Origin of the sequence: Prevotella sp. (assembly GCF_036570325.1) — a bacterium.
Lineage (GTDB): Bacteria > Bacteroidota > Bacteroidia > Bacteroidales > Bacteroidaceae > Prevotella.
The window spans coordinates 14,560-40,577 of record NZ_DATCYK010000014.1; the positions used below are offsets into that span (position 1 = coordinate 14,560).

17 protein-coding genes and 1 pseudogene are annotated in these 26,018 nt (G+C 46.9%); 11 read left to right on the top strand and 7 right to left on the bottom strand.

Annotated features, from left to right (window positions below; all coding sequences use genetic code 11):
- The first annotated feature begins 13 nt into the window (after nt 1–13).
- The 5 genes from VIR50_RS00985 to VIR50_RS01005 all read left to right on the top strand — a co-directional run bounded on the left by VIR50_RS00985 (nt 14) and on the right by VIR50_RS01005 (nt 8,542).
- Complete coding sequence (locus VIR50_RS00985) at nt 14–1,174, top strand: AraC family transcriptional regulator (RefSeq protein ID WP_331933281.1); 1,161 nt, start codon at nt 14–16, stop codon at nt 1,172–1,174.
- A gap of 67 nt (nt 1,175–1,241) precedes the next feature.
- A complete protein-coding gene (locus VIR50_RS00990) occupies nt 1,242–4,466 on the top strand; it encodes a SusC/RagA family TonB-linked outer membrane protein (RefSeq protein WP_331933282.1) in 3,225 nt (1,074 codons plus the stop codon).
- Nucleotides 4,467–4,483: 17 nt separating this feature from the next.
- Nucleotides 4,484–6,073: a SusD/RagB family nutrient-binding outer membrane lipoprotein gene (locus VIR50_RS00995; protein WP_331933283.1), complete on the top strand. Its 1,590-nt coding sequence runs from the start codon at nt 4,484–4,486 to the stop codon at nt 6,071–6,073.
- Between the two features lie 32 nt (nt 6,074–6,105).
- A complete protein-coding gene (locus tag VIR50_RS01000; RefSeq protein WP_331933284.1) occupies nt 6,106–7,464 on the top strand; it encodes a glycoside hydrolase family 18 protein in 1,359 nt (452 codons plus the stop codon).
- A gap of 16 nt (nt 7,465–7,480) precedes the next feature.
- A complete protein-coding gene (locus VIR50_RS01005) occupies nt 7,481–8,542 on the top strand; it encodes a glycoside hydrolase family 16 protein (RefSeq protein ID WP_331933285.1) in 1,062 nt (353 codons plus the stop codon).
- A 20-nt stretch (nt 8,543–8,562) separates the two neighbouring features.
- Here the strand turns inward: VIR50_RS01005 and VIR50_RS01010 are convergent, their stop codons facing one another.
- Complete coding sequence (locus tag VIR50_RS01010) at nt 8,563–9,285, bottom strand: SDR family NAD(P)-dependent oxidoreductase (protein ID WP_331933286.1); 723 nt, start codon at nt 9,283–9,285, stop codon at nt 8,563–8,565.
- Between the two features lie 1,581 nt (nt 9,286–10,866).
- Here VIR50_RS01010 and VIR50_RS01015 point away from each other — a divergent pair.
- From VIR50_RS01015 to VIR50_RS01040, 6 genes are all read left to right on the top strand, one after another.
- The gene (locus VIR50_RS01015) at nt 10,867–12,087 is read left to right on the top strand and encodes an SGNH/GDSL hydrolase family protein (RefSeq protein ID WP_331933287.1); all 1,221 of its coding nucleotides are present in this window, start codon (nt 10,867–10,869) and stop codon (nt 12,085–12,087) included.
- Between the two features lie 434 nt (nt 12,088–12,521).
- Nucleotides 12,522–14,192 (top strand): formate--tetrahydrofolate ligase, encoded by a 1,671-nt coding sequence (locus VIR50_RS01020; RefSeq protein ID WP_331933288.1) that lies wholly within the window; start codon nt 12,522–12,524, stop codon nt 14,190–14,192.
- Nucleotides 14,193–14,370: 178 nt separating this feature from the next.
- Nucleotides 14,371–16,059 (top strand): putative transporter, encoded by a 1,689-nt coding sequence (locus tag VIR50_RS01025; RefSeq protein ID WP_331933289.1) that lies wholly within the window; start codon nt 14,371–14,373, stop codon nt 16,057–16,059.
- Nucleotides 16,060–17,472: a threonine/serine exporter family protein gene (locus VIR50_RS01030; protein ID WP_331933290.1), complete on the top strand. Its 1,413-nt coding sequence runs from the start codon at nt 16,060–16,062 to the stop codon at nt 17,470–17,472.
- Nucleotides 17,473–17,513: 41 nt separating this feature from the next.
- Nucleotides 17,514–18,899 carry a DNA recombination protein RmuC gene (rmuC, locus tag VIR50_RS01035; protein WP_331933291.1) on the top strand — a complete coding sequence of 462 codons (1,386 nt, stop codon included), beginning with the start codon at nt 17,514–17,516 and terminating at the stop codon, nt 18,897–18,899.
- A gap of 99 nt (nt 18,900–18,998) precedes the next feature.
- Nucleotides 18,999–19,601, top strand: coding sequence for a LolA-like putative outer membrane lipoprotein chaperone (locus VIR50_RS01040; protein ID WP_331933292.1), 603 nt, complete (start codon nt 18,999–19,001; stop codon nt 19,599–19,601).
- A 281-nt stretch (nt 19,602–19,882) separates the two neighbouring features.
- Here VIR50_RS01040 and VIR50_RS01045 read toward each other — a convergent pair whose 3' ends face one another.
- The 6 genes and pseudogenes from VIR50_RS01045 to VIR50_RS01070 all read right to left on the bottom strand — a co-directional run bounded on the left by VIR50_RS01045 (nt 19,883) and on the right by VIR50_RS01070 (nt 25,983).
- A complete protein-coding gene (locus tag VIR50_RS01045) occupies nt 19,883–20,548 on the bottom strand; it encodes a hypothetical protein (protein WP_331933293.1) in 666 nt (221 codons plus the stop codon).
- A 667-nt stretch (nt 20,549–21,215) separates the two neighbouring features.
- Nucleotides 21,216–22,277: a relaxase/mobilization nuclease domain-containing protein gene (locus VIR50_RS01050; RefSeq protein WP_331933294.1), complete on the bottom strand. Its 1,062-nt coding sequence runs from the start codon at nt 22,275–22,277 to the stop codon at nt 21,216–21,218.
- Nucleotides 22,261–22,692, bottom strand: a complete 432-nt coding sequence (locus VIR50_RS01055) for a plasmid mobilization protein (protein ID WP_331933295.1) — start codon at nt 22,690–22,692, stop codon at nt 22,261–22,263. Before VIR50_RS01055 ends, VIR50_RS01050 begins: the two co-directional genes overlap by 17 nt.
- A gap of 362 nt (nt 22,693–23,054) precedes the next feature.
- Nucleotides 23,055–23,489 (bottom strand): DUF3408 domain-containing protein, encoded by a 435-nt coding sequence (locus VIR50_RS01060; RefSeq protein WP_331933296.1) that lies wholly within the window; start codon nt 23,487–23,489, stop codon nt 23,055–23,057.
- A gap of 4 nt (nt 23,490–23,493) precedes the next feature.
- Nucleotides 23,494–24,492, bottom strand: coding sequence for a toprim domain-containing protein (locus VIR50_RS01065; RefSeq protein ID WP_331933297.1), 999 nt, complete (start codon nt 24,490–24,492; stop codon nt 23,494–23,496).
- A gap of 203 nt (nt 24,493–24,695) precedes the next feature.
- Nucleotides 24,696–25,983 (bottom strand): annotated as a pseudogene (locus VIR50_RS01070) (VapE domain-containing protein).
- Nucleotides 25,984–26,018: the final 35 nt, after the last annotated feature.

Consider the following 26,018-nt stretch of genomic DNA (forward strand, 5'->3'; position numbering starts at 1 on the left):
ATACAAAGACATTATGCTGAAACTTATATATGTAGCTGATTTTACGGAAATGTATCCTTATCGTTTGCTGAAGGGTATCATGTCCTATATGCGAGGTAAAAGTTTTTCGGTGTGCCGTGTGCCACATAGTTTCAAGCGTACCGAGGGATTGGATACCATCGTGCGTCTTGCCCTTGAGACCCATTCTGATGCGGTCATAGGCCAGTTTGAGCCGACCGATGATGTGGGTATATTCAAGCGTCATGGCATAGTGGCGTTGGCACAAGACTATAAGAGTCCTTTTGATGACATTCCCAATATAACCGGAGACTATGTGCGACAGGGTGAACTGGCGGCCGATTATTTCGTGGGTAAGGGCTTCCGGCATTTTGCCTTTTATGGTTATGAACGGGTATTTTGGTCGGAGAAACGTTATGAAGGTTTCTGTCGGCGTCTCAGTCATTACGGTTATGGGCAGGAAGTTTTCGAGTTCAGGAAGCAGCCTTTGGAGAACTTGTGGTATTATGACTCCGATCAGCTTGGGGGATGGATTCGCTCTTTGCCGAAAAGAACAGCCCTCTTTGCTTGTGATGATACACGTGCCAACAAGGTGTTGGAGGTTTGCCAATTGTTACAAATCCATGTGCCGGAGGATATAGCGGTATTGGGAGTGGATAATGATGATATAACTTGTGGCCTTTCTTACCCGCAACTTTCAAGTATCAACTTAGATGTTTACAGCGCGGGGTTCAGAACTGCCAAGATGATTGTGGGCATGTTGCGTGATCATGATTTCAAAGGACATGATGAGTTGGTGAAGAGTACGGGTATCATTGACCGTCAGTCTACTGATATTTTTGCGACGGACGACGCCAATATCCTGAAAGTCTTGATGTATATTCATCAGCATATTTCCGAACCTTTGGATGTAGAGAGTCTCCTGAAGCTGGTTCCTCTTTCAAGAAGACTGCTGGAAATCAACTTCAGACGTGAGACGGGACAGTCCATTCATCGCTATATTATGGAACACAGAATGCACAAGTTGGCGCAATTTCTTACGACCCGATCGGATACTATCGCAGACTTGGGCATGGAAGTGGGTGTCAATGACCCTAAAAATCTGTCACGGCAATTCAAGCTGATCATGGGAACTTCACCGGCAAAGTACCGTGAACAACACATATTAAGGTTGTGAGCGTATGCTCATCGGTTCAAAATAGATAAGTTTCTTAAACAATATAACCAATTTAAACAAAACCTAAATGAAAAAGCAACTGACTATTTTATTACTGCTTTCGACAATGGTTACACCTTGTCAGATAGTGGCGCAGAATGTTGGAGGTGACAGTTCTTCTCGAAAGGAAACGACAACTGCGCCTCGGGGTAAGTTGATCGAGGCCAAAGGACATGTGACTGACGTCCATGGCGAGCCGATTATCGGTGCGAGTGTTAAGGTGGTTGGTGGTACGCAAGGTGTCATTACAGATCTTAATGGACAGTTTAGTATCACCGTTCCGGCCAACACTTCGCTTGAAATCTCTTATTTGGGCTTCGTTCCTCAGAAGCTAAAAGTGACCAACGGACGCAATCTCAACATAGTATTGAGCGAGAATACACGTGTACTCAAAGAGGTAGTTGTGACCGCGTTGGGTATAAAGCGTGAGGCAAAAGCTCTTGGCTATGCCGTCACGGAGGTAAGTGGTGACGAGGTAAACGCGGCTAAGCCTATCAATCCTATTGACGCCTTGTCGGGTAAAGTGCCCGGTGTGGATATATCCTCTACCACTGCCGGACCTTCAGGTTCTACACGTGTAGTCATTCGAGGTAATGGAGAATTATCGGGAAATAACCAGCCTCTTTATGTCATTGACGGAGTTCCTATTGATAACTCCCAAATGGGAAGTGCATCCCAGTGGGGCGGTTATGATATGGGCGATGGCATTTCAGGTATTAATCCTGATGATATAGAGTCGCTTTCTGTGCTTAAAGGAGCGTCGGCTGCGGCGTTGTATGGTTCCAGAGCCTCCCATGGTGTCATTTTGGTGACCACCAAATCGGCTTCAAAACGTGGACTTGGCATAGAATATTCGGGAAGTCTTGATTTCGTATCCCAGCTTTCCAAGTTTGATGATTACCAACGAATCTATGGTTCCGGGCGCAATGGAGAGCTGCCGGACACCTATACGGAAGGGCAGGGAGTTACCCAAACAGCTTGGGGAGCGAAGCTGGATAATCATTTACAGACGTATATTTTCAACGGCGAACAGAAGCCTTATACCAATGTAAAGGACAATATATCGAGCTTCTTCCGTACTGGTACAACCTTTACCAATGCAGTCTCGCTCACGTTGGGTAATGAACGGGCCAATGCTCGATTCTCTGTTTCCAACATGCAGAACAAGGATATAGTTCCCTCTTCACACATGGAACGCACTTCTTTCTCCGTAAAGGCAGGTGGAAATATCAGCGCTAAGCTGAAAGTAGAGGGAAGAGTAAGCTACATGTTAGAGAAAGTGAGGAATCGTCCGGCGCTCTCTGATTCGCCCAACAATGTAGGACTGAGCCTTATTGGCTTGGCCCCCAACATTGATCAGCAATGGCTTGGCGAGAAATACAAGGACGTTAAAGGCAATTATGTTGATTGGAATGGAGGAAACATTTACCGTATCAATCCCTATTGGAGTATCAATGAAATGAGCAATCTCTCCAATAAACGGCGTTTTATGGGCTATCTGCAATTGAATTATGAGTTGATACGCGACCTTAATCTTCAATTACGGGCCGGTACGGACACCTATAAATTCCGCATGACAGACTTCTCTGCCGTGTCAACTCCTACGGCAAGACAGGGTGGAATGACCGAGAACAGCATTGATGTAACCGAGAGTAACATCGAAGCTATCCTGCGATATAACCGTACATTTTGGGATGTTTTAAATGTAGGAGCGTTCATTGGAGGTAACATGATGTTCTATACGCAAGAGGGATTTGTCAATACTTCAACCAACCAAGTGATACCCGGACTGCAAAGTATTACCAATTATGTAGACCAATCGTTGGATTATTTCCATCCCCGCAAGCGTGTTCGCTCAGTCTATGGCGCCGTAAATTTGGCTTATCATGACATGCTTTATCTCGACGCAACGCTGCGTAATGACTGGTCATCGACCTTAGCGAAAGGAAATAACTCATACATGTACCCATCCATATCGGGTAGTTTTATTTTCACGAGCTTGATTCCAAAGAACAAGTATCTGTCCTTTGGTAAAGTGCGTGCGTCGTGGGCGGAAGTCGGTGGAGACACAGATCCGTACATGCTTAGCTTGAATTACGGATTGCTTAATTATAAATTCCAAGGTAAACCCATAGGAGATATTACCTCAGTCACGATTCCTAACAAGAACTTAAAGCCTACACGTACTTACTCTTATGAGTTTGGTACCGACCTGAGATTCTTTGATAATCGTGCCGGTTTGCAGCTTACCTATTATAATCAGACGACAAAGAATCAGATTATTAATCTGCCCATATCCAATACTTCTGGCTTTGAGCAGGCTACAATTAATAGTGGTGAGATACGCAATCAGGGCATTGAACTGGGTATTGATGGGACGATTTTGCAAGCGAGAGATTTTTCTTGGGACATGAATGTCAATTATTCACGCAATATTAATAAGGTAGTAAAGTTGCATCCCGAGCTAAAGAATTATCCGCTTGCCGAAGCCCGATGGGCCGGGGCGATGATAGAGGCCGTGGAAGGGCAGGCCTATGGTTCTATCTTAGGTAAGAAACTGATGCGTACAGACGATGGTCAGGTCATCTATGGAAAGAACGGTTTACCGCTTGTTGGCGACAAGTTAGAGGTGCTGGGCAATGGTATTTATGATTGGACGGCAGGAATCGGAACCACCGTCACATGGAAAGGAATCAGTCTTCATGCCCTTTTTGATGTGAAATGGGGCGCCGATGTCTACTCCATGAGCAGTATGATGTCGCACGCTAACGGCAATTCAAAGGAGACGTTGGACGGAAGAAAGGAGTGGTATCAGTCTGAAGAGCAGCGCAAACAAGCAAATAAACCTCAGAACGATTGGACGCCGACCGGTGGTTATGTAGGTAAAGGTGTCGTGAACGCTGGCACCGATGAGGCTCCGGAGTATGTACCTAATGCCACGTATGTCGACCCACAGGATTATTGGGGTTATTTCCTTGACGCCAATACGCCCGAGCCGTTTATCTACGATGCGTCGTTTGTAAAGCTCCGTGAGCTTACTTTGAGTTACACTTTGAACAGAGCTTGGCTGAAAGGCAGCTTCTTGAAAGATGTAAGTCTCTCTATTTATGGCCGTAATCTTTGGACCATCCATTCGTCAGTGAAGAACATCGACCCTGAGTCAAGCTATAACAATGGCAACGGACAAGGCTTTGAATACGGTTCGTTACCGTCGAGACGCTATTTCGGTTTTAATGTAAAATTGAAGTTCTAACTAAAAACTACAGAGCAATGAAACGTCTAATCAATATATTTTCCTTATTAGTCATCCTATTATTCGGATTGTCTTCTTGTGATGACTTTGGAAACCTGAATGAAGACCCTACGAAGTCTACCAATATGGATCCTAACTTGCTGCTCCCTAATCTTCAACTCTCGTTGACCAATGATTATCAGGAATGGCACCGTCATTTCATGTATCCCGGTGGCTGGGTGCAGCAGTGGTGTGGTGACTGGGGCACTACCGAATATGGATGTCTGGCCATTAAGAACGACGCTTATATGGCAGAGCTGTGGCTCCGGCGCTATAGTCGGCTTTCCAAGGACTTGTCCGACATCGTGGAACGTACTGCCGAAAACCCTGCTCAGGCCAATATCAATGCTATAGGTCGCATTATGAATGTATATGTTTATAACCAATTGACCGACATGTATGGCGATATTCCTTACTTTGATGCGGGCAAAGGCTACTACAGCAATACCTATAAGCCCAAGTACGACTTGCAAAAAGACATTTATGATGACTTCTTCAAACAACTTGATATAGCCAATGGTGCATTGAATGAGGGCGGCGACGCGATAACCTATGACCATTATTTCAATGGCGATATTAAGAAGTGGAAGCGTTATTGTAATTCCTTGCGCCTGCGTTTGGCCCTCCGTTTGGTGAAGGTTGACCCCGAACGAGCCAAGGAAGAAGCCCGAAAAGCAATAGCCAATGGCGTCATGCAGAGCAATGATGATATATGTCTCATCAAATATGAGAACGTGGCCAATCCCTCTGAAGGCCCCGGTCGTGGCAATGCTTTGAGCAATCGTTTTCAGGCAGAGCCCCGTAACTTCCGCTTCTCCCGTCGGTTAATTACCTATATGGAGCAGACGCGTGACCCGCGCATCACGCAGATGGGGCGTTGCTATTTGGCCGATAACGAGACAGATGTCACCGATGCGCTTTACAAAGAGTTCGGAACTTACGAGCGCATGGCTCGTCCTACGGATCGTTTCGATTGGGAAAACTATGAGGATATTAACCAACCCGACCTCGCCGTTACGGTGAAAGTGGCGGGTGTCGATACGCAAATAGAGCCCAAGTATCAATATCTTCAGCCGGCCAAATGGTTACAAGCATATAGTTGTCCGTATATCAACATGAGCTATGCCGAGGTCGAGTTGTTGCAAGCAGAGTGCGCTGTGCGTTGGGGAATCGGTGGAAACGCTTCCGAACATTTCACTAAAGCGCTCCATGCCGCCGTGGAACAAATGACCCTTTATGGCGCTCCCGCGGCTACAGACGCTGATGTTCAGAAGTTCGTTGAGGCCAATACCCTGCAATCGGGTAAGGAGTTGGAGCAAATCAATATGCAGCTATGGGTGTTGAATGTGTTCAATCCTTTCGAGTCGTTCGCCAACTGGCGTCGTACCAATATACCCAATATCGTGTTCAATAATTATGATTCTGCCCGCAACCAGTCCAATGGCAAGACGCCACGCCGTTTGCTTTATCCCGTGGAAGAGCAAGTGAAGAATGGTGACAACTATGCGGAAGCCATTTCCCGAGTGCCCGGTTATGATTGGACCATAGGCGTATGGTGGGATAAGTAGTCATGAAGTCTAACTTTTTAAACGATGTAACAATGAGAAAGTTTAATTATATATTCATGTCAGTGATGGCTTTACTGCTTCTCGCTTGTGGCGGAGAAAACGTGAGCGATCCTGCTTTTGACAGCGATGAAATGCCCTATATCTATATGGAATGGGCCGGAACACTGACTTATCATGAGGGAGATACCATCCGGATGAACGCCGAGGTATCGCCATTGAGCGACACTGACTGTCGATGGATGGCCGATGGCAATGTCATCAGTACTGCCGACACGCTCTTCTATGTGGTCGGTAATAAGGATTTTACCCTACGCTTTGAGGCTGAACGCAATGGAAAGACCAATTTCCGCACGGCCTTGGTCACCGTCATCAAGGACTTTAAGGCTAAGGAGTATAAGCATATTGTGACGGGAGTCATTACCGGTGGTATCACTGCCGATCAGATTCAGTGGGATTGTATCACCCATTTGCAATATTCCCAGCTGACGGTCGATAAGACGACGGGTGAGCTCACGTTGCCCGACGCCAAAGAACTCAACGCGTTGAAAACCATCGTCACCTTGGCCCATAACAACGGAGTCTACGTCTTTATCGACGTGGCGGGCCCCACGGCTTATCCCAATGGGGCGGGCACTTACAATGAGTCTTCTTTCAACACGGTGGCGACCGACCCTGCCTTGCGGGCCATTCTCATTAAGAATCTAAAGGAGTTTGTCGAAAAATACCAGCTTGACGGCGTCAATATCACGATGAACAATTTGAACAATGACGCGGGAGCGCTGGCCGACCATGATGGTCTGACGGCTTTCTTCAACGACCTTGCCGACGCTTTCCCGGCCGAACGGGTGGCTCCTTTCAACCATTTCTTCCTGACAGCGTCAGTTCCTATGGCTTGGAATGACTATGAATTCTACTTCTTGGGCAACGCTAAACGCTTGGATTGGGTTAACTTCAATCTCTACGGAGCTACCGACTTGTCACCTGTGCCGAGCGCTCCCGACTGGCAGATAGCCGACCACGTCACTCGTTTCTCTACCGCCGCGGGCATTCCTTCGTCCAAGATGGTGGTGGGCATAGCGGCTTATGGCGTTAAATATGATATTCCGGCAGGCGTTTCTCCCACGTGGGGCACGCTCGATGGCATGCTCTCTTATCCTACTTGGTCTGAGATATTGGCGATGGATTCGGGCGCCGGAGCGAAGTCAATGCTGAATGTCAACTCCGGACTTTTCTATACCGGACTTACCGGAGCTGATAACAGCGTGGCCGGAAAGGCTGCGCTGGTACGCCAGAACGCCGTGGCGGGTATGTTCCTTTGGACCATCAATTACGACACTTCCAACGCGGCAACCTCCCTATTGAGGGCCATACATCATGAAATGAACGAATAATAAAAGAATAAATCTTATGCTAAAAGATAGATTATTGATAGCCATGCTCTTTGTCACCGCCTCATGTGGCGGGGCAGAGGGCCCCGGCCTTGGCGAAGGAAAGTCGACCGAGGGCGTTTCAGGGGCGGCCACTCCGTTCACGACAACGTTGGATGAAGCCAACTTTCTCACGTGTAGGGCCGCTGACGAGGCCACGTATTATGAGTGGACTTTAGATAATGGAAGGAAACTCACCGGGCGTACCGTTACCTTTTACTTGGAAAAAAAGGGTACGTATGAGGTGAAATTAGTGGAAACAAAGGGTAAGAAGCGGTTGTCAAACGCCCAAAAGATAACCACCCCGAAGGATTCTTACTATCATGCCAAGGGCGAACGCCTGCTGTGGAACGAAGAGTTCAACGGCCAAGTAATTGACGCCACGCTGTGGAATTACGATAAAGGAACGGGCCAATGGGGTAATCACGAGTTACAAGACTACACGGATAAGCCCGAGAACGCTTATCTGAAAGATGGCTATTTGCACATCGCCGCCCTCCGCAGGGGTAACAGCCAGCAGGTAGGTGACTACACGTCGGCCCGCCTGACCACCCGTAATAAGAAAGAAATCAACCACGGTCGTGTGGAGGTAAAAGCCAAGCTGCCGGGCGGACGGGGTATTTGGCCGGCTATATGGATGTTTGGCCGCAATGCCGATCCTTTTTATTCGGAGCTCGACATCATGGAATATGTCGGCATGGATAAGAACATTATCTACACCACGGTGCACACTACGCACAGCCTGAATTCGGAAGATAAGACCTCGGCTTCGGTTACTTTAAGTGACGTTGAGACCGCTTATCATGTCTATGGCATGCGTTGGTACGAGGACCATATCGACTTTTACATCGACAATCCCGACAAAGTATATCTTTCTTATCGGCCGAAGGATTTTTCCGACAAGAGCCATTGGCCGTTCGCCAGTCCGCTTTATCTCATCCTGAATGTGGCTGTGGGAGGCGATTGGGCCGGCATGAAAGGCATAGATGATAGCATTTTCCCATGTGAAATGGTCGTCGATTGGGTACGAGTGTTTCAATAATAGATGGCCATAGACCTATCTCACAACCTCAATCGTCGCCACACGGCGTTGGGAATCAGGCGCCATAAGGCAACGATTACTTGCCATCGGCGGTCTATGGTCACCACGTGGCGGCGGTGCTTAATAGCCTTTACGATGGTGCGGGCGACCGACTCGGGGCGCAACAGCATGGGGTAGGTGGCGGTACCGGCCAATAGGGGCGTGTTGACGAAGCCGGGACGGATGTCGGTAAAGCGAATGTCGAGCCGCCGACTGTGGGCCAATTGCTCCAGCGCTTGCAGGTATGTGTTCTGCAAAGCCTTGGAAGCGCTGTAGGCTGGTGCGGGTCCAAGGCCTTTGGTTCCGGCTACCGAGGAAATGCAAGCTATGTGGCCATGGCCTTGAAGCGCGAAAAGTCGGAAGGCGGTGCCTATCATCCGGGTGAAGCCCACGGCGTTTGTATCCATGGTTCGCAGTTCTATGTCGGGGTGGAGGTCGCGATTTTGTTTGCCTATTCCAGCGGAGTGGAAGTATAGGTCCACTTGGCCCATTGAGCGAAATAGTTGTTCCAATGCCTTGTCGGCCTTGCTATCGGTCACGTCAACATGGGCGGTGGTCACCCGTTCGGGGGCCATCGCCTTCAGCGTTTCTAACGGTTCGGTTCGTCGGGCGGCCACCGTCAGCGTCCATCCCTCGTTAATCAGCAGCTTGGCCACCTCATGACCAATGCCGCTACTGGCTCCTATGATAATTCCTTTTTTCATGTCTTAATGTGTAAATGTAGCCTATCTTTTACAAAGTTGGTGCAAATGAGTGCAATGAAAGTTTACTCTCAAATTGCCGAATGCAGCCCAACTTCTACAAAGGTACTGCTATCTCTTGGTCTAACCAAACTGTCGTGTGAAAAGAATTGCATAAAATCCACATTCTCTTACGAACTAAAATTAAATGTCGTTATATTAATACAATATTATTGCATTTTAGAGATAATTATGTTAAAATCAAAGATTTACCTTATTTTAGGTATTGTTTTATAATAGAATTTGTGCTATCTTTGTAAAAGATGGGTTGCATTCGGCAATTTAAGAACAAGTTCTTATTGCACTCATTGGCACCAACTTTGTAGAAGTTGGATGGCATTCGGCAATTTAAGAGCGAGCTCTTATTGCTCTCATTTGCACCATCTGTGTCAATAATCAGATGTAAGAGATAATTTTAGGGAGGACGTTATCATGAAGGAAAAGAAAAGTTTATTACCCCAAATCATTGAAGATTGGGTAAGAGAAAAGAAGGAGGATTTAACTCAAATCCATGTTATTGAAACCGATTTATGGTTTACTTAGATCAAAGTTGTTAATAACAAACTAACAGATGATAAACCACTCAAGGTCCGGTTGCCGAAAGGTAGCCGGACTTTTTTGTGCGTAATGCGGTCAAGAAGTTTGCCGGTATTAATGCGTTTGGGCGGCTGTGGAAGCGTAGGAAGGGGCTCCGTCGCTTTTGGAGAATGTGCTTGTAAACATTCACTACAGACTTTATGTTTTTTCGGAATAATCTTTACAAAAGGTCATTACTGCGTGCGATATTTGAAAATGAAAAACTTTTGGTCGTGAATATCGTATTTTAAAGCGTTTTTGTATCTATTTGTTAATCAGTGGTTTATGATTCTCGATGTAGTGAGCATGAAGCTGTTATGTGCTCAAAAGGTTGCTTTGAATGGCTCATTAGGGGCATTTGGTGGGGCCATAGTTGCTTTATGAACTGTCGGTGGCTGCCTTATGAAGGGGCAATCGTGGCCTTTCGGTTTTCCGATCGTGGCCTTTTTGTATTGTGAGAGTAGTCCTTTAACCCCGTAGAAGCGCTGATATTTGTTCTTCATAGGCCGGTCATGTGCTTGCCGAAAGCCCGCAAGCCACCTTTCGTTTTCTAAACGCAGCGCTTGAGAAGGCCCGTTTTTTCATGAATATTCTTTACAAAACAGAGGCCCATTTCTTACCCCTTGGCTTATGGTTTGTTCGTTTTTGCATGGCGAGTATTTATACATGGTAAGTTTATTTCTTATCGCCTTGGCTGCGGCCGGTCGATTTTTTCATAAAAGAGTGTCTATGCTTTCATGAACATGTTGCGCCAACCATGGCTCTCGCTCTTATTGTTTTCCTTTCTAAAACTTCGTTTGCGCTGCTTTAAAAATAACGGCTTAAAGGATGAAAAACTAAAAATATTCTTTCCAATTCTTTCCAATGTTTGAAGAATTGGAAAGAATTTGCTCTGATAATTCTTCCTGATTATCCTCTTCTTGTCAACAATCTTTTTACCTTTGCAGGGCGAAATAAAGCGTAAGAAAGATGAAAAGGATAAAACTATGGTTGACGATCGTGGGACTGATGGCGGCCTTGCAGCTGCCGGCGCAGGTTAAAGAAACGGTTACGTTGGGCCGATGGGTAGGCACATGGGCCACGGCGCAGCAGCCCGTAGTAAGGGCCTACATGCCTTATAACAACAACATGACCAATCGATCGGTGCGTCAGGTGGTGAAGGTTTCGATAGGTGGCGACGTCATTCGGCTGCGTTTGAGCAATCTTTACGGCAAGACGCCTGTCGAGATAAGGTCGGTTTACGTGGCTGTTTTGAAAGATTCGTTCGAGATTCACGCCCATACGGCCCGTTACTTGCGGTTTGGAAATAAATATCAAACGGTGATTCCGGTGGGCAAAAGCGTGGTGAGCGACGCCCTGCAATTTGAGCTTCATCGGCTCGACCGTGTGGCCATCACCATTAATTATGCCAAGGCTCCGGCCGTGCCCACGGTACACATGGGGTCGCGTACCACCTCTTATATCCTATCGGGAGTAACCACTCCGCAGACCGATTTCGGTCGGGCGTTCCGTGATAACCATTGGTTTAACATCGAGGGAATCGACGTTTATACGATGAAAGGTGGGGCGGTGGCCATTCTGGGCAATTCCATTACCGACGGGAAGAATTCAAATGACAACGCGCACAACCGATGGCCCGACATGATGAGTGAGGCTTTGCAACTGAAACATCAGGTCAATCACTTGGGCGTCCTTAATCTTGGAATCGGCAATAATCGAGTGACGGTGGCCGGAGGGTTCGGAACTTTGGGCCGACAGCGCTTCGATCGGGACATCCTCGGGCAGCATGGACTGACCCATGTCATCATTTTTGAGGGTGTGAACGACATCGGCGCGGCCAACGGCAATAGCGAACAAGTGGCCAATGGGCTCATTGCCGCCTATGAGCAGATGATAAAGAAGGCCAAGGCTCGCAAGCTGAAAGTGTATTTGGGCACCATAACGCCCTTTGAGGGTGCCGGCTATTACACGTATTTTCATGAGGCGGCACGTGAGACAGTCAATGATTGGATACGCCGACAGCGTAAGAACGTGGATGGTATTCTCGACTTTGCGGAGCTTTTGCAAGACCCTCTGAACCATCACCGGCTGCGCAAGGAGTACCAGAGCGATTGGCTTCATCCCAATGCCGAGGGCTATAGGGTGATGGGGTATTACGCGGCCGAGCTTTTGGCTCGTGGCGAGAAATAGCATGGGGCGGCCCATGTCGTGAAGTCGATAGATGACTACGATACGCCGCAATATCTTATACCATAAGCGCAAGGGCCCTATATGATGGTGCCGCCAGCCGCTTGTCGAGAAATATAAACAAGCCTATAATATTTCAAGTTACCATATATAAATAGGTGGAGGATAGAGAAGATAAAAACAAAAGGGGCAAACTTCACAGTTTGCCCCAATCTTTATTCAAATTGATTGATCTATTCAAAAAAAATGGCTGTCAAAGTTCCATTCCTATTCTGCATGCAAAGTTAAGGCTTGTCGTTGATAATCACAATACCTAAAAAAGATGAATCTGCGTGTGGCACGTTCATATTTTGTAGGTATATACGCAGTAACTAACGAATTATCACATAAAAATAGTATCTTTGTATGCGTTATTATAATCTATATTCTATTACGAAATGAAGACTGATATAGAAATCGCTCGTTCGTGCAACATGCGCCCCATCGAAGATGTTGCAGCCGACTTAGGTGTTGGGGGCAATGATTTGGAACGTTATGGCAAGTACATCGCCAAAGTCCCCACTACGCTTATCAACCCCGATAAGATAAAACACAGCAACTTAATCCTTGTTACCGCCATGTCACCCACTAAGGCTGGCATAGGCAAGACCACCGTTTGCATAGGCTTATCGATGGCGCTCAACCGTTTGGGAAAGAAGTCGGTGCTGGCCTTGCGTGAGCCAAGTTTGGGCCCATGTTTCGGCATGAAGGGTGGCGCTTGTGGCGGTGGCTATTCCCAAGTGTTGCCGATGGAGAAAATAAACCTCCACTTCACGGGTGATTTCCATGCCATCACGGCGGCCCACAACATGATAACGGCTTTGCTCGACAACTACTTGTACCAGCATTTGGACGAGGGATTCGCCCTGAAAGAGGTGTTTTGGAAGAAGCGGGTGCTCGATGTCAACGACCGAAACCTGCGTGAAATCGTTACCGGACTGGGCGCCAAGACCAATGGCATGGCCGCCGAGAGCGGATTCGATATAACCCCTGCCAGCGAGATTATGGCCATCCTATGCCTCGCGAAGGATGAGGCTGACCTGCGACGGCGCATTGAGAACATTCTCTTAGGTATCACGATTGATGATAAACCCTTCACGGTGAAGGACATGGGGGTGGCCGGTGCCATCACCGTTTTGCTGCGTGAGGCCCTCCAACCCAACCTTGTGCAGACCATAGAGGGCACGCCTGCCTTTATTCATGGTGGCCCCTTTGCCAACATTGCGCATGGATGTAACAGCGTTTTGGCCACGAAGATGGCCTTGAGTTTGGGCGATTACGTGGTGACGGAGGCCGGTTTCGGTGCCGACTTGGGCGCTGAGAAATTTTTGGACATCAAGTGTCGTGAGGCCGGACTTCAGCCCCGGTTGACCGTTTTGGTATGTACCACGCTTGGATTGAAGATGCACGGTGGCATGTGTGTGGGCGCCGATGCGGCCCATAGTGAGCGTGAGCTGATAGGAGGATTGGCCAATTTGGACCGTCATATACAGAACCTGCAGGCCATGGGACAAACGGTTATCGTGACACTCAACGAGTTTGATACCGATACGGAGCACGAAGTGGAACTCCTGCGTGACCATTGCAGGGCCATGGGCGTGGGCTTTGCCTCGAACGCGGCCTTCCTTCGGGGCGGTGAAGGGTGTGAGGAACTGGCCCAACTGGCTGTCGACACCATCGCTGAGAAGCCTTCGGGCCATATCGAATACGTCTATGCGCTCGATGACACCATAGAAGAGAAGGTTACGAAGTTGGCCAAGCATGTCTATGGTGCCGGCAAAGTAGTATTCAAACCGGCCGCCATCCGCCAGATGAAGCAAATAGAGAAGTTGGGATATGCCCACTTTCCCGTGTGCGTTGCGAAGACTCAGTATTCTTTCAGCGATGATGCGAAGCGTTGCGGGGTGCCCCGTGGGTTTGAGTTTACGGTGCGCGACTTCGTTCTTAACACCGGTGCGGGCATGATAGTGGCCGTGGCCGGCGAGATCATGCGTATGCCCGGACTACCCAAACATCCGCAGGCTGAGCGTATAGATATAGTCGACGGGCTGATCGAGGGCCTCGATTAGGCGGAAAACTTGGCGTGGTCGATAATTTATTTTAAATCGACTGATTTAGTTAAAAAAAGTTTCTACCTTTGCAGCAGATTATATTTTATATGCTGCAAGGGTAGAGCTATAACAATGTACGCGTACCTATATTATATAACATAGCTCATTATAGCACAGCGTTCTTAAAAGTATTATAATGGAATTAATTCGTAATTTGTTTGAAGGATTCCCCGATTTATGGGGCGGTGGAGTAGCTCACTCCGTAATGATCTTGGCGTTGGTCATTTCTTTAGGACTTGCTTTGGGCAAGATAAAGTTGTTTAATATCTCGTTAGGACTGACATGGGTATTGTTCATCGGCTTGGTGTTTGGTCATTTCAGCTTTAATTTGGATGAGCATTTGCTCCATTTCTTGAAAGAGTTTGGTCTTATTTTGTTCGTTTATTCCATAGGTCTTCAGGTGGGACCCAGCTTCTTTGCTTCTTTCCGCAGGGGTGGGTTGTCACTCAATATGTTGGTATTTACCGTTATCATGATAAGTGTCGGCATGGCCGTGGTGTTGCATTTCGTGACCGGAATTCCCATTACGACGATGGCGGGAATCCTTTCCGGTGCCGTGACCAATACGCCCGGACTTGGTGCGGCGCAGCAAGCTAACAGCGATTTGAACCATATCGACTCGCCGGACATAGCCATGGGCTACGCCGTAACTTACCCGATGGGCGTCATAGGCGTCATTCTGACGTTCATGGCCCTGCGTTATCTCATGCGTATTAATATGAAAGCGGAGGAGAAGCAGGCCGCTACGGGCTTGGGACACTTGGAGGAGTTGACCGTCAGACCTTTCACGGTAGAGATTGAAAATGAGATGATTGAGAACCAAACCGTGGAACATATCCATCAACTTTTGAAGCGTGACTTCACCGTTTCGCGCATTTTGCATGTCGCAACGGGCGAGTATAATGAATTGGTCAATGGCGAAACGGTCTTGCAAAAGGGCGATAAGCTGTTGGTGATAGCCCGTCCTAATGATGTTGAGGCTATCACGGCATTGCTTGGTGTGCCGACGAAGGTGGATTGGAGTGAATATAACAATGAGTTGATTTCTCGTCGTATCTTGGTCACCAAGCCCGAGATTAATGGCAAGACATTGGCACAATTGAAGATACGTTCTAACTTCGGGGCCAATATAACACGTGTGAATCGGTCGGGAGTGGACCTCGTAGCTACCTCCAATCTCCATCTGCAAATGGGTGATAGGGTAACGGTGGTTGGTACGGAACTGGCCATCAGTCATGTCGAAAAGATGATGGGAAACTCTCTCCGTCGTCTTAACAATCCCAATTTGATACCTATTTTCCTTGGTATAGCTTTGGGTTGCTTGGTCGCTAACTTACCTATCATCATTCCGGGAATACCTGAATCGCTCAAACTTGGCCTGACGGGAGGCCCTCTTATCGTGGCTTTGCTCGTCGGTTGGCTTGGTCCTAAGCACAACTTGGTGACCTATACGACCATCAGTGCTAACCTTATGATTCGTGAAATCGGTATTTGTATCTTCCTTGCCTGCGTGGGTTTGGGCTCGGGACATGAGTTCTTCTCTACCGTTATCAGCCAGCAGGGCTTGGTATGGTTGGGCTATGGCGTGTTGATAACAATTCTCCCATTGCTCATTGGTGCGTTGATTGGTCGTTATTTCATGCACCTTAACTACTTCACATTGATAGGTGTACTGGCCGGAGCCAACACGAATCCACCCGCATTGAACTATGCCAATGACCTCACACAGAGCGATTCGCCTGCCGTGGGTTACTCTACGGTTTATCCGTTTGCCATGTTCCTGCGTATTGTTACTATTCAAATATTAATCTTAGTCTTAGGATAAATGTCAACAGAACTGCAAACTCCCGCCGATCTTGAGCTGCGTCGTAAACTTGATTTGTTGTTGAAAACCGGCCGATTGCTCGTTGAGAGCTCGGCCGATACGGCCCGTATCCTGCGTAACATGCAGCGTACGGCGGCTTTCTTGGGCCTTCCCGAGCAACATCTTCATATCTTTGTGAACTATACAATGCTGATGGTGAACCTCAGCGATGAGCACCATTCCTACGTGAAATTCCAACGATGTGAGAAGCACGGTATCAATATGGACGCCATTTCGGCCATCAGTAAACTGTCGTGGAAGGCTATTATAGACGATTATTCGCTTGATCAGTATGAGCAAGAGTTGAACCAGATAAAGCGCAAAAAGCGCAGTTATACCGATTGGCAGGTAGCAACGGCGGCCGGATTTGCCTGCGGTGGCTTCTGTGTTCAGTTCGGTTGCGACTGGACTGCGTTCTTTTATGCGTCTATAGCGGCCATCCTTGGTATGCGCTTGCGTACCTTCCTCAATCATAGAGGAAGCAATCATTATATCAATATAGCCGTGGCAGCCTTTATATCCACCATCTTGGCGTGGCTATCCTCATTCTTTTCAACCGATGCGACGTTGGTTTCCATGTTGCCATCGTTCATGGTTTCCTCCACGCCATGGCACCCTTTGCTGGCTTGTGCGCTGTTTATCGTGCCGGGCGTGCCCATCATCAACTTTGTAAGTGATATGCTTGGAGGGTATGTACAAGTGGGATTGGTCCGCTTTATCAACACTTTGCTCATGGTAGCAGCCATGGCTTTCGGTATCGCTATGGCCATTAATGTGTGTGGAATCAACAATTTCGTGACCAATCTCAGCATGACTCCCCACCACGAATACTGGGAATTCGCCTTAGCCGCTGCCATATCAGCCGTTGGTTTCAGCACAATCTTCAACATACCGCGCCGTTTGCTGCCCGTGGTAGCCATTGGCGGTGTCATCGCAGTGTGCACCCGAAACTTCGTGAACTTAGGTCCGAGCAATGGAAATGTGGGCCTCGACATGGGTTTAGTAGCCGGTTCGTTGGTTGGTTCCACATTGGTGAGCGTCATCGCCACGCAAGCTATGCACTGGTTCCACACTCCTCACCACTGTCTTTCTATCCCCAGCGTCATTCCTATGATACCCGGCGTGCTGATGTATCGCAGCCTTTTCGCCTTCATAGATATGCGTGGAATTGTAGGAGAGGTGACTGTGGCGATGCACAATGGTATCATGGCCTCGTTGGTAACGCTGTGCATAGCCGTCGGTGTGGCCATTCCCAACATCTTCTTCCGCCGCATGTTATTCTTGAAACGCAAGAAAAAACTTTCCGACTTGCTCATCCAGCGCCGTCGATTGCACGGCGATTTCGTTGATTTGCAGGAGGTTGTAGAAAACTAAACGCCTTTTCTTTGAAAGGCATTCCTTAACTTTGTGTCATTATGGAAGTATTGATTTCACTCGTATGTCTGTTGGTCGGATTGGCCATAGGCTATTTAGTGTGTCAGAGCAAGTCGCAGTCGATCATGTCGACTTTGCTCTCTCAGCGTGATGTTTTGCAGGCAAAAGTGACCGACATGGCCCGTCAGGCCGAGGAACAACAGAGCCGTGACGCGCGCCAATTGCAGGAACAGAAGGTTCATTATGAGCAAGTGATAGCCCAACTGCGTGCTGATTTCGACGCACAAAAGCAGGAATTGAAGACCGGTCATGAGCACCAATTGGACGAATTGCGCACCGCACAGCGCGAACAACTCGAACAACAGCTCCGTTTGATACGTGAACAGATGAATTCCGCGTCGGAAAAGATACTGAAAGAGCGAGCCGACGAACTTTCGGAGAACAACAAGTTACAGCTCTCGGCCATACTGAATCCGCTGCATGAGAACATCAAGCAGATGCGTGAAGCGGTGGAAAAGAGCGACCGACAGCAGAATGAATCGATGACAAGGCTTGACCAAAGCATCAAGGAAAACCTGAAACAAGCCCGTGAGGTGGGCGAAAGAGCCGACAAGTTGGCCAACGCTCTCACCAGCGAAAACAAGACTCAAGGCAACTTTGGTGAGCTTCGGCTCAAGCAAGTGCTGGAGAATATGGGGCTGGAAGAGGGCTTGCAGTTTGAAGAACAAGTCACGATGAAGGACGAGCATGGGCAAACGATTTACGAGGAGGGCGGCCATCGGCTCATACCCGACGTGATTCTGCATTTCCCCGATAACCGAGACGTGGTCATTGATTCGAAAATGTCTTTCAAAGCTTTTGAGGATTACCACAACGCTGATAACGAGTCGGACCGTGAGGAAGCCTTGCGTCGCCATTTGTTATCGGTGCGCAACCACATGAACGAGCTGTCGAAGAAGAATTACAGCAAGTATATTCGCGACGGACATCACCGCCTTGACTTCGTCATGATGTATGTTTTCAGCGAAGGGGCCTTGCAATTGGCGCTCAGCCATGAGCCGGGGCTTTGGAAAGAGGCCTACGACAAGGGCGTCATCATAGCCGGAAGCCAAAACCTTTACATGATGTTGAGGGTGTTGGAAATGAGCTGGAAGCAAGTAAGGCAGGTGGAAAACCAGCAGGAAATCATGAAAGCGGCCAACACGATCATCGACCGTGTGCAACTGTTTTACGAACGATTCCTGAAGGTGGATGAGCAATTGAGGAAGACCCAAGACGCCTTTGACGACGTGAAACGTACCACTCAACCCTCCGGACAAAGCATTGTCACGGCGGCACGGCAGCTCATCAATTTCGGGGGCGAGGAGAACCCGAAGCGCAAGGTGCGCCTTTCACAGGAACGAAAGGAACTGGATCAGCAGGACTAAGCTCCCAAACTATTTTGTGGCTCACCCGTGTTGCGCATGGGTGAGCATTGTTTTTGTAAAATTAAAAGGTAAGAGATGAGATTTTTCAGACTTGTTTTTATGACGACATTGCTATCGGTCAGCCTTTCGGCCGGCGCAGCCATGTCGGCCAACGAGGCGCAGGCGCGCCGCATTTTCGATAAGACTTATTCCATGGTTTTCGGTCCCCAAGGCTGTAGCTTGCGGTATAGCGTCAATATCGTGGGGCTTTACAAGACCGCCGGAACGATTTGGTACAAGGGCAAGAAACAGAAGTTTGTGGAGAGCCGTTACGCTTCGTGGAGCGATGGGCGTGATTTTTACCGTGTCGATACCAAGAAGCGGACCGTCGAAATCCATAACCCCAATTCGCCAAAGAAGGACAAGTATGCCAGCAAGTTTGCCTTTCATGCCGATAACTACCGCTATCGTGTCAAGCCGCATAAGCACTATTATGAGATAACACTTGACGCCAAAGAGGGCGTTTCGGGCTATATCAAGCATGTAAAGGCCTTCATCGACAGCCGCACTTACGCTCCCATGAGCCTTAAAATCAAAGTGGCATTCTTCTGGACCACCGTAAAAATCAGCCATTTCCAAAGCGGTGGCATTTCTGACGCTATCTTTAATTTCCCCCGCCAGCAGTTCGCGGGCTACGAGTTTGTGGATAAGCGGCCGGATTAAAGGCTGTTTTTAAATATATAAAGATACAAAACAATCTTTTCTCTTATTGTATTTGGACTGATAAGCAAGCCATGAATGGCTATAGAAAACAGCTCTTAAAATTGATTATATAGGTTGATTCACCATCGGTTCGGTGTTTTATATATCCTCAACTTTTATGGTACGGGTTTGTATAAAAACTATTTTTCCCTTACGTAACAACTAAAATTACGTAAGGGAAAATTATTTATAGAGAGTTTCTTTCTTTATTTTTATTCTATGGTCAACGGCTTTTTGCTAAGTTAGAGATCCTCTCCGTTGGCTTGATTATATAGGTTATCGTAGTAAAGACCGATGCAATACTCTCCATATCTTCCGCCAATCATAAACCATACTTGTCTTTTACCTATTAAATTCAAGGCTTCTTTTGCAAGTAAAATGATTTGTTCTTTTTCTGTCATCTTGCTAAAAGCTTCTTCAGAGTATTTCTTTTTAACTTGTAGCATAGCTTCCTTTTGAAGTTTTGCGGTTTCTTCTGTTTGTATAAATGAGGCCTGATACCTTTTGTTATTTGCAGATATTTCGTAAGAGATGTCTTCCGATTCGGGGATGGTAATATCTTCTTCCGATATTGAAAGATATTTTGGATTTTGTCCAAATTGGCGACATAATTTGTTAAATCTTATCTTTATATCAGTTTCATCTCTTTTAATAGCATCAATAAGTGCAATTCTATACACCTTATTATTGTGAGTAAGAACGCTTAGGTGGACTTTCTCGCCATTAAATTCTCCTTCAAATACATCAATAGTCTTGTAATATTTAAACCCTTTAGCTTGGAGTTTCTGGATCATATCAGACTTTGTTCCATCTACGGGAATGCCTAAAAACGTAGTCACAATTCTCTCTTGGGCGAAGAGTGAGTATGTAGTAATGAGCATGAACAATACAGATAAAAATCGTTTCATAGTTATTTTATTTTTAGTTTGATAAACATTCAGCTATTAATCTGCCTTATTTCCTATATATAAAAAGGAGCGCAGACTATCATCATACCTCAGTCGGGCTCTGCAATGCCCCAAATACACTATGACGAAGCCTGCGCTTTATGGCGCATGCCTCAACGTGTATTCGTATCGCTCTCTTCATTCTCGATTTTGCAGATTCGACTGAGGAATTGAGCAAATAAAAGTTATGCTCTCGTAAGAGCATGTCACAAAAATAGTTATTTTCTACGACTTATCCAAGTCTTAGCTGTATTTCTCGTTTTAAAATTTAATCTTTCGTCCCCAGTCAATTGTCTTTATGGGTCGCCGGTGCGTGTTTGCGCTTTTCTCAAAGCACAACTTTTGTCGTGTCAAAGGGCAACTTTGACACGGTAAAAAAGCTGCTTTGGCGTGCCAAGATAATTCTTAAAATGCAACTTGTTGAAAATAAAGAAGTTACCTCGTTGGCACGACTAAATAGGTAACGATTTGGAAACGAGCGAACTACTTGGCTTTGCCATTTTCTGCCTAACAAAGAACGCTTGTTATTCCGTTTGCAAAGATAATACTTTGTTACCGAATAACAAGCGTTTTTAATGAGATATTCTTCTTTCTGCATTATCTAATGTTGTTTGTCGTTGGAATAGGGCTATAACCCTCGTCCTCGCTTCTTCTTTCTGCTCGCTTGGTTTCTGAGCTTGCGCTGCCATGCTGTTTCGGCATAGTCATCTCCATGTGTGGTTGGTGTAATCAAATCTCCCAATCCTTCCATTACTTCATCGGCTGCGCTAACGATGGTGTCTGTCACTGCACCAATGGGATTCTGCACTTGTGAGGTGTCATTGTCTCGTGAGATAGAAGAACGGCTTGGAGGGACAAGCTGGTAACCTGTATCGGGTTGTTCTTTCTTTTCTGTCGGCTTTTGTATTGTTTGGTGTGGCATCTTTGATTCTTCTTGGTTGGTTGCTTCAAAGTTCTTCTGCAGGGAACGATAGCCGAACTCCCTGCCAATTTCGGATGCCTTGAATGATTGTCCTGCGTATGAGAACTTCAAGCCATAGACATTACCTTGCTTGTTCTTCATGCGCTCTATGGAGATACCGTTCTTGTGGAGTTCGTAGAGAAACATAGAATGTCCCGTGATGCCTGTACCTTTGTATTTTTCAAGCAAGGCATAACAGATTTGTTGAATTTCTTTCTTGGTTTGCTCCCTTGTCGGGTTGGCTTTCTCCTTCTGATGCATTCTCTCCGTCTTCACTTCCTTTGCGATGGTCATGCCATACTTGCGACTGAGTTCCTCTGCTACCCTTGCCGCCCTGTTACTCACAAAGGTGGTATCATAGACCTCTCCATATAGGCTGATGCGGTTGGCAATGATGTGGATGTGCATATTGTCAGTGTCCTTGTGCGTTACTGCCACCCACTGATGATTTTCAAGTCCCATCTGTCTGGCAAAGTTCGATGCGAGGTTGCGGACTGATTCGAGGCTCAGCCTTTTCTCGTCTTTCGGTGCAATGCCAATTTCAATGCGCAGGAACTTGTTTCTGCACCTTGTATTGTAATCGCTGACCATCTTCATTTCCCCACAAATCTCCTTCGGTGTAGTTCCGTAGAGATGATTGGAAACAAGATGTTGTCCGAGTTTCCCTTCTCTGAATATATAGTCCAAGGCGGTGCTTCCGTGGGCTATTGCCTTACATTTTCCTATCATCTCTTGTTAGATTTAAGACCTTATATATCTCATCGTCCACACGAAAATGGGGGTCGTAAAATCGCTTAAATGCTTCCTTTGCACATAGGGAAAGGTTCTTTGTTATATATACCCACCTTTCATCCTTGACCTTGATGAGATTGGAAACCTGCCCGTAGAATCTTCCTGTATGCTGGAGTATGGCAATGGCTTCTCTCTCATTGTCGGTCATCTTGGAGACGGCTGTTACCTCTCCATTTAGGAGCATCTCACGGCAGTAATCTGAGAACTTCCGCCCTGCGCTTTCCGCCTTTGACTTGATGCGTTGCTTTTCCTTTAAGGTGCATCTTACCTTGATGAACTCCGTCTTGTTCATCTGCTGCCCTTCCTTATCCTGTTGCTGCCATCGGGCAGATTTTCCCTTGTATCTGTTCATATACGTTTCCTTGAAAGTTAATCATTGTAGATAATTTGTTGTTGCTTAATTCCTGAACCTTGACCGATGAGAACAGAGTGATTACGGTCTAATCTCCCCGATAATCGAACGAGGGGAGCAAGAGCAGTTTGTGGGTACAAACTGACGTCTTGCAATGTCAGCTAACGAAACGTTTACGCACAAGGCGTTTTGTAGCCTAAAAATGAATGCCGTGCATTCCGTGCCTGCCTGCGTTCGTGAAACTCTCATCGTTCTCTTTATTCAGCAAATGTCCGTTGCTCTGTTCTCTGAAAGGGGTCGAGGGGTTTGAGTGGAAAGGTTGTCCCTTTTCAGGAATACCCTTCGACCTTTTTCCTCTGGGTTCAAAGCTTCCTCCATTTCTCTATTTCCTCACTGTATTCCTCCAGATGGAGGCGCACGATGTTCTCCACGAAGCTGGACAGGTTGCTGCCCCTGTCGCCCAACCTACGCACGATGAAGTCCGCACGCTCCTGTGTTTCCCTGCTCAGATAGACCGCCTTTCGGTCGCTCAGTTTGGTTGGCACAAGATAGGCTTGCTTGTAGGCTCCGAGCGTTTCTTTTCTCATTTTGGCACTGATACGCCTTTGAACGGTTGCATTCCCTGTGTTCCGTGCAGGTTCGGAGTGCATGGTATTCTCTGTGTTCTGTTTGATTGTTGGTCTTTCTGTTTTAGGAACCGCAGTCTCCTCCTGTGGAGTAGATTCGTTCTCTGTTTCGTCTTCCACACCCAAATACCATGAAAAGTCTTTGTCCGTTATCTTTGTATTCTTTTCCATATCCTTATCTCATTTTATGTCTGACTTGTTTTGATTTCTTGTTTTGATTTTGTTCTGTAACCGACATCTGTGTCTGTACCTGCCAGTTCTGTTTCTTCTGCTCACGGACACGGCTGACATGAAACTCGTTGAGGTCCTTGAAATCCTTGTAATATCGGAACATATCCTCTATTTGGAAACCTGCCCTTGCAAACTCCTGTACTGCTCTCCGCCCTGCATCGTCATTATCAAGAAAGGTACGAATGGAAAATATTCCATGCGTATTCATATACCGAATTGCTTTGGCGGTATTGCTCACGGAGTTTAGCACAACGCAAGCACTTGTTACTTCTTCTTTCATTGAAAGGAAGGAAAGGAAGTCCATGAAGCCCTCGAACACACAGATAGGTTGCATTTTGTCCGTTATCTTATCCGTGAATATGGGAGTAATGTCTTTCGGGGCTATCGTTCCCTTGAACGAACCGTTGTCCCGAAGTTCGTACCCTCCCGACAGGTTGGCAAAGCCGATGGTTTGGTAGTGTTGCCCTCTTACCTCATAGCTGATATATTTGAGAAACGGCATAGCCTTTTCCAAATCAATGCACCGTCCTTCCCTAAGGTACTCCTGCAAATGTGACGGCAAAGTGTCTGATACTTCTATCAGTTTCCTTGCCCCGTTTGCTTGCCTTGTAGCGGTCTGATAGAATCCGATACGGGGTTCGTTCCTTGAAAGGCTGTACGCTTCATCATCGAAAGTGCTTCGCCCTAAGTAGCGGATGGCTTCCGACAACGTGCAGCCCTCCAAACGCATACAGAGGTCGATAATGCTTCCGCCCCTGCCCTCGGCATAGTCTATCCAAAGGTTCTTCTCAGTGTCCACCTTGAAACTCGGATGCGTTTCCGCTCTCAGCGGTGAACGGTACATAGCATAGGAAGGAGTTCTGCGCACAGGGCTGATGCTCTTCCTTTCAAGATACTCCACGATGGGGTATCGCTTGATTGCTGATAAATCTTCTTCTTTCATTGTCATGATTTTCTAAGTGTTTGAATTATAATGCATTGTCTGAATTACATTTGATTACATTCAAATAATTTTTCCTTTTCCTAAGTTTTCCCTCCAAACTTTTTTATCTTTCTTCTTACTACAAACTATTTTGAGATAAGTGATTGATTTTCAATATAACTTTGTAGTAATTGTTCATACTACTAACTTACGACATACGTCTACTACATTTGGCTACTACAACTGTCAAGCAAAGGACAGGGCAGTATCTTCCTGATCTTATACACATAGACGGGACTGCCACCGTCACGCCTCCTGCTCTCTTTCTCAAAGCCAGCCCTTCTAAGGGCTTCGCCCATGTGCTTCAAGGACAATGGGTGATGCGTATAGTAGCCTAAATAGGTAATTATCTCGGTAGTGGTCATATAGGAGCAATGGGGATTATCGCCCGTTGGCTTCTCGAAGCAGCGAAGCAGTAGTTCCATCTCTGCGGTCTGCACTTGAAAGTCCTCGCTCTCCCTGTAAAGCTCCGCTATCTCTTCATCGTCAAACCAATAGCGGAAACCTGCGTTCAACAAGGCTTTGGCTTCCACATAGACACTGTCCATAGAAATAACCTTTGCCCTCTCAATGTCAATAGATAAAACCTCAAAGGGTAGGAACCGTCTGCTTCCTGTGGGGTCTGTAAGGAAGTCATTGCCGTTCACAGATGCCACGAAACTTGCCAAGTGGGGATGTTCCTCGACATACTTGTCGTAGGGGCATGCGGTACTTGACCATCGGGCAGGTGATGAGGATCTTCAGTTCGTTCTCGTCCCTTTTGTTGAGGGCCTTGAGCTGGTCGTCGATGTTCACGATGAGGTTTTGTCCAATATAGGTGAGCGTGTCCTTCTCCTGCGGATATATCTTACCCGTATAGCTGTAACCATGCAGGGTAGGAGGGCATAATAAATCCAAGAATGTTGTCTTGAACTTTCCCTGCTCGCCTGTCAGCACGAGGCAGGTGTGGTTACGGCACTCACGGTCGTCCATGGCGTTGGCAACTACTGCCACGAGCCACTTTGTAAGATATGGCAGCCACTTGTCTGAGTTGTGCACTACAACGCAACTTGCCAGTTCGGGAATGGCTTTCAGTGAAAGAGAGGAGATATTACTATTACCTTCATCGCAGCCTATATCCACCAATGGCAATGCCTTGAAATACTCCTGTATGGGATTGATACGTGGAGAAAAACTGCTCTCGATGATAGAGTATAGATTATCCGACGAGGTTATTATCCCGATGTCGTTGTCTATCTCTCTGCGGAGCGTGTTGATTTCATAGCGTCCCACCTTTACGAAATCGAAGCCATTCATGCTGCGGTATTCGGTTCGTCTCAATACCGTGTTGTATCTGAACTCATAGCGAATGGAGAGATAGGCTTCTATCTCCGAGTTCTTGGAGGAAGTCCTTCTCGGTTTGGGAATATTATTTTTGCCCTCCGATTTGCCTTTGTCTGCGCTTGTTTTCATTGTATGCTTGGTATTGTTTCCAAGAACGAAGTTAT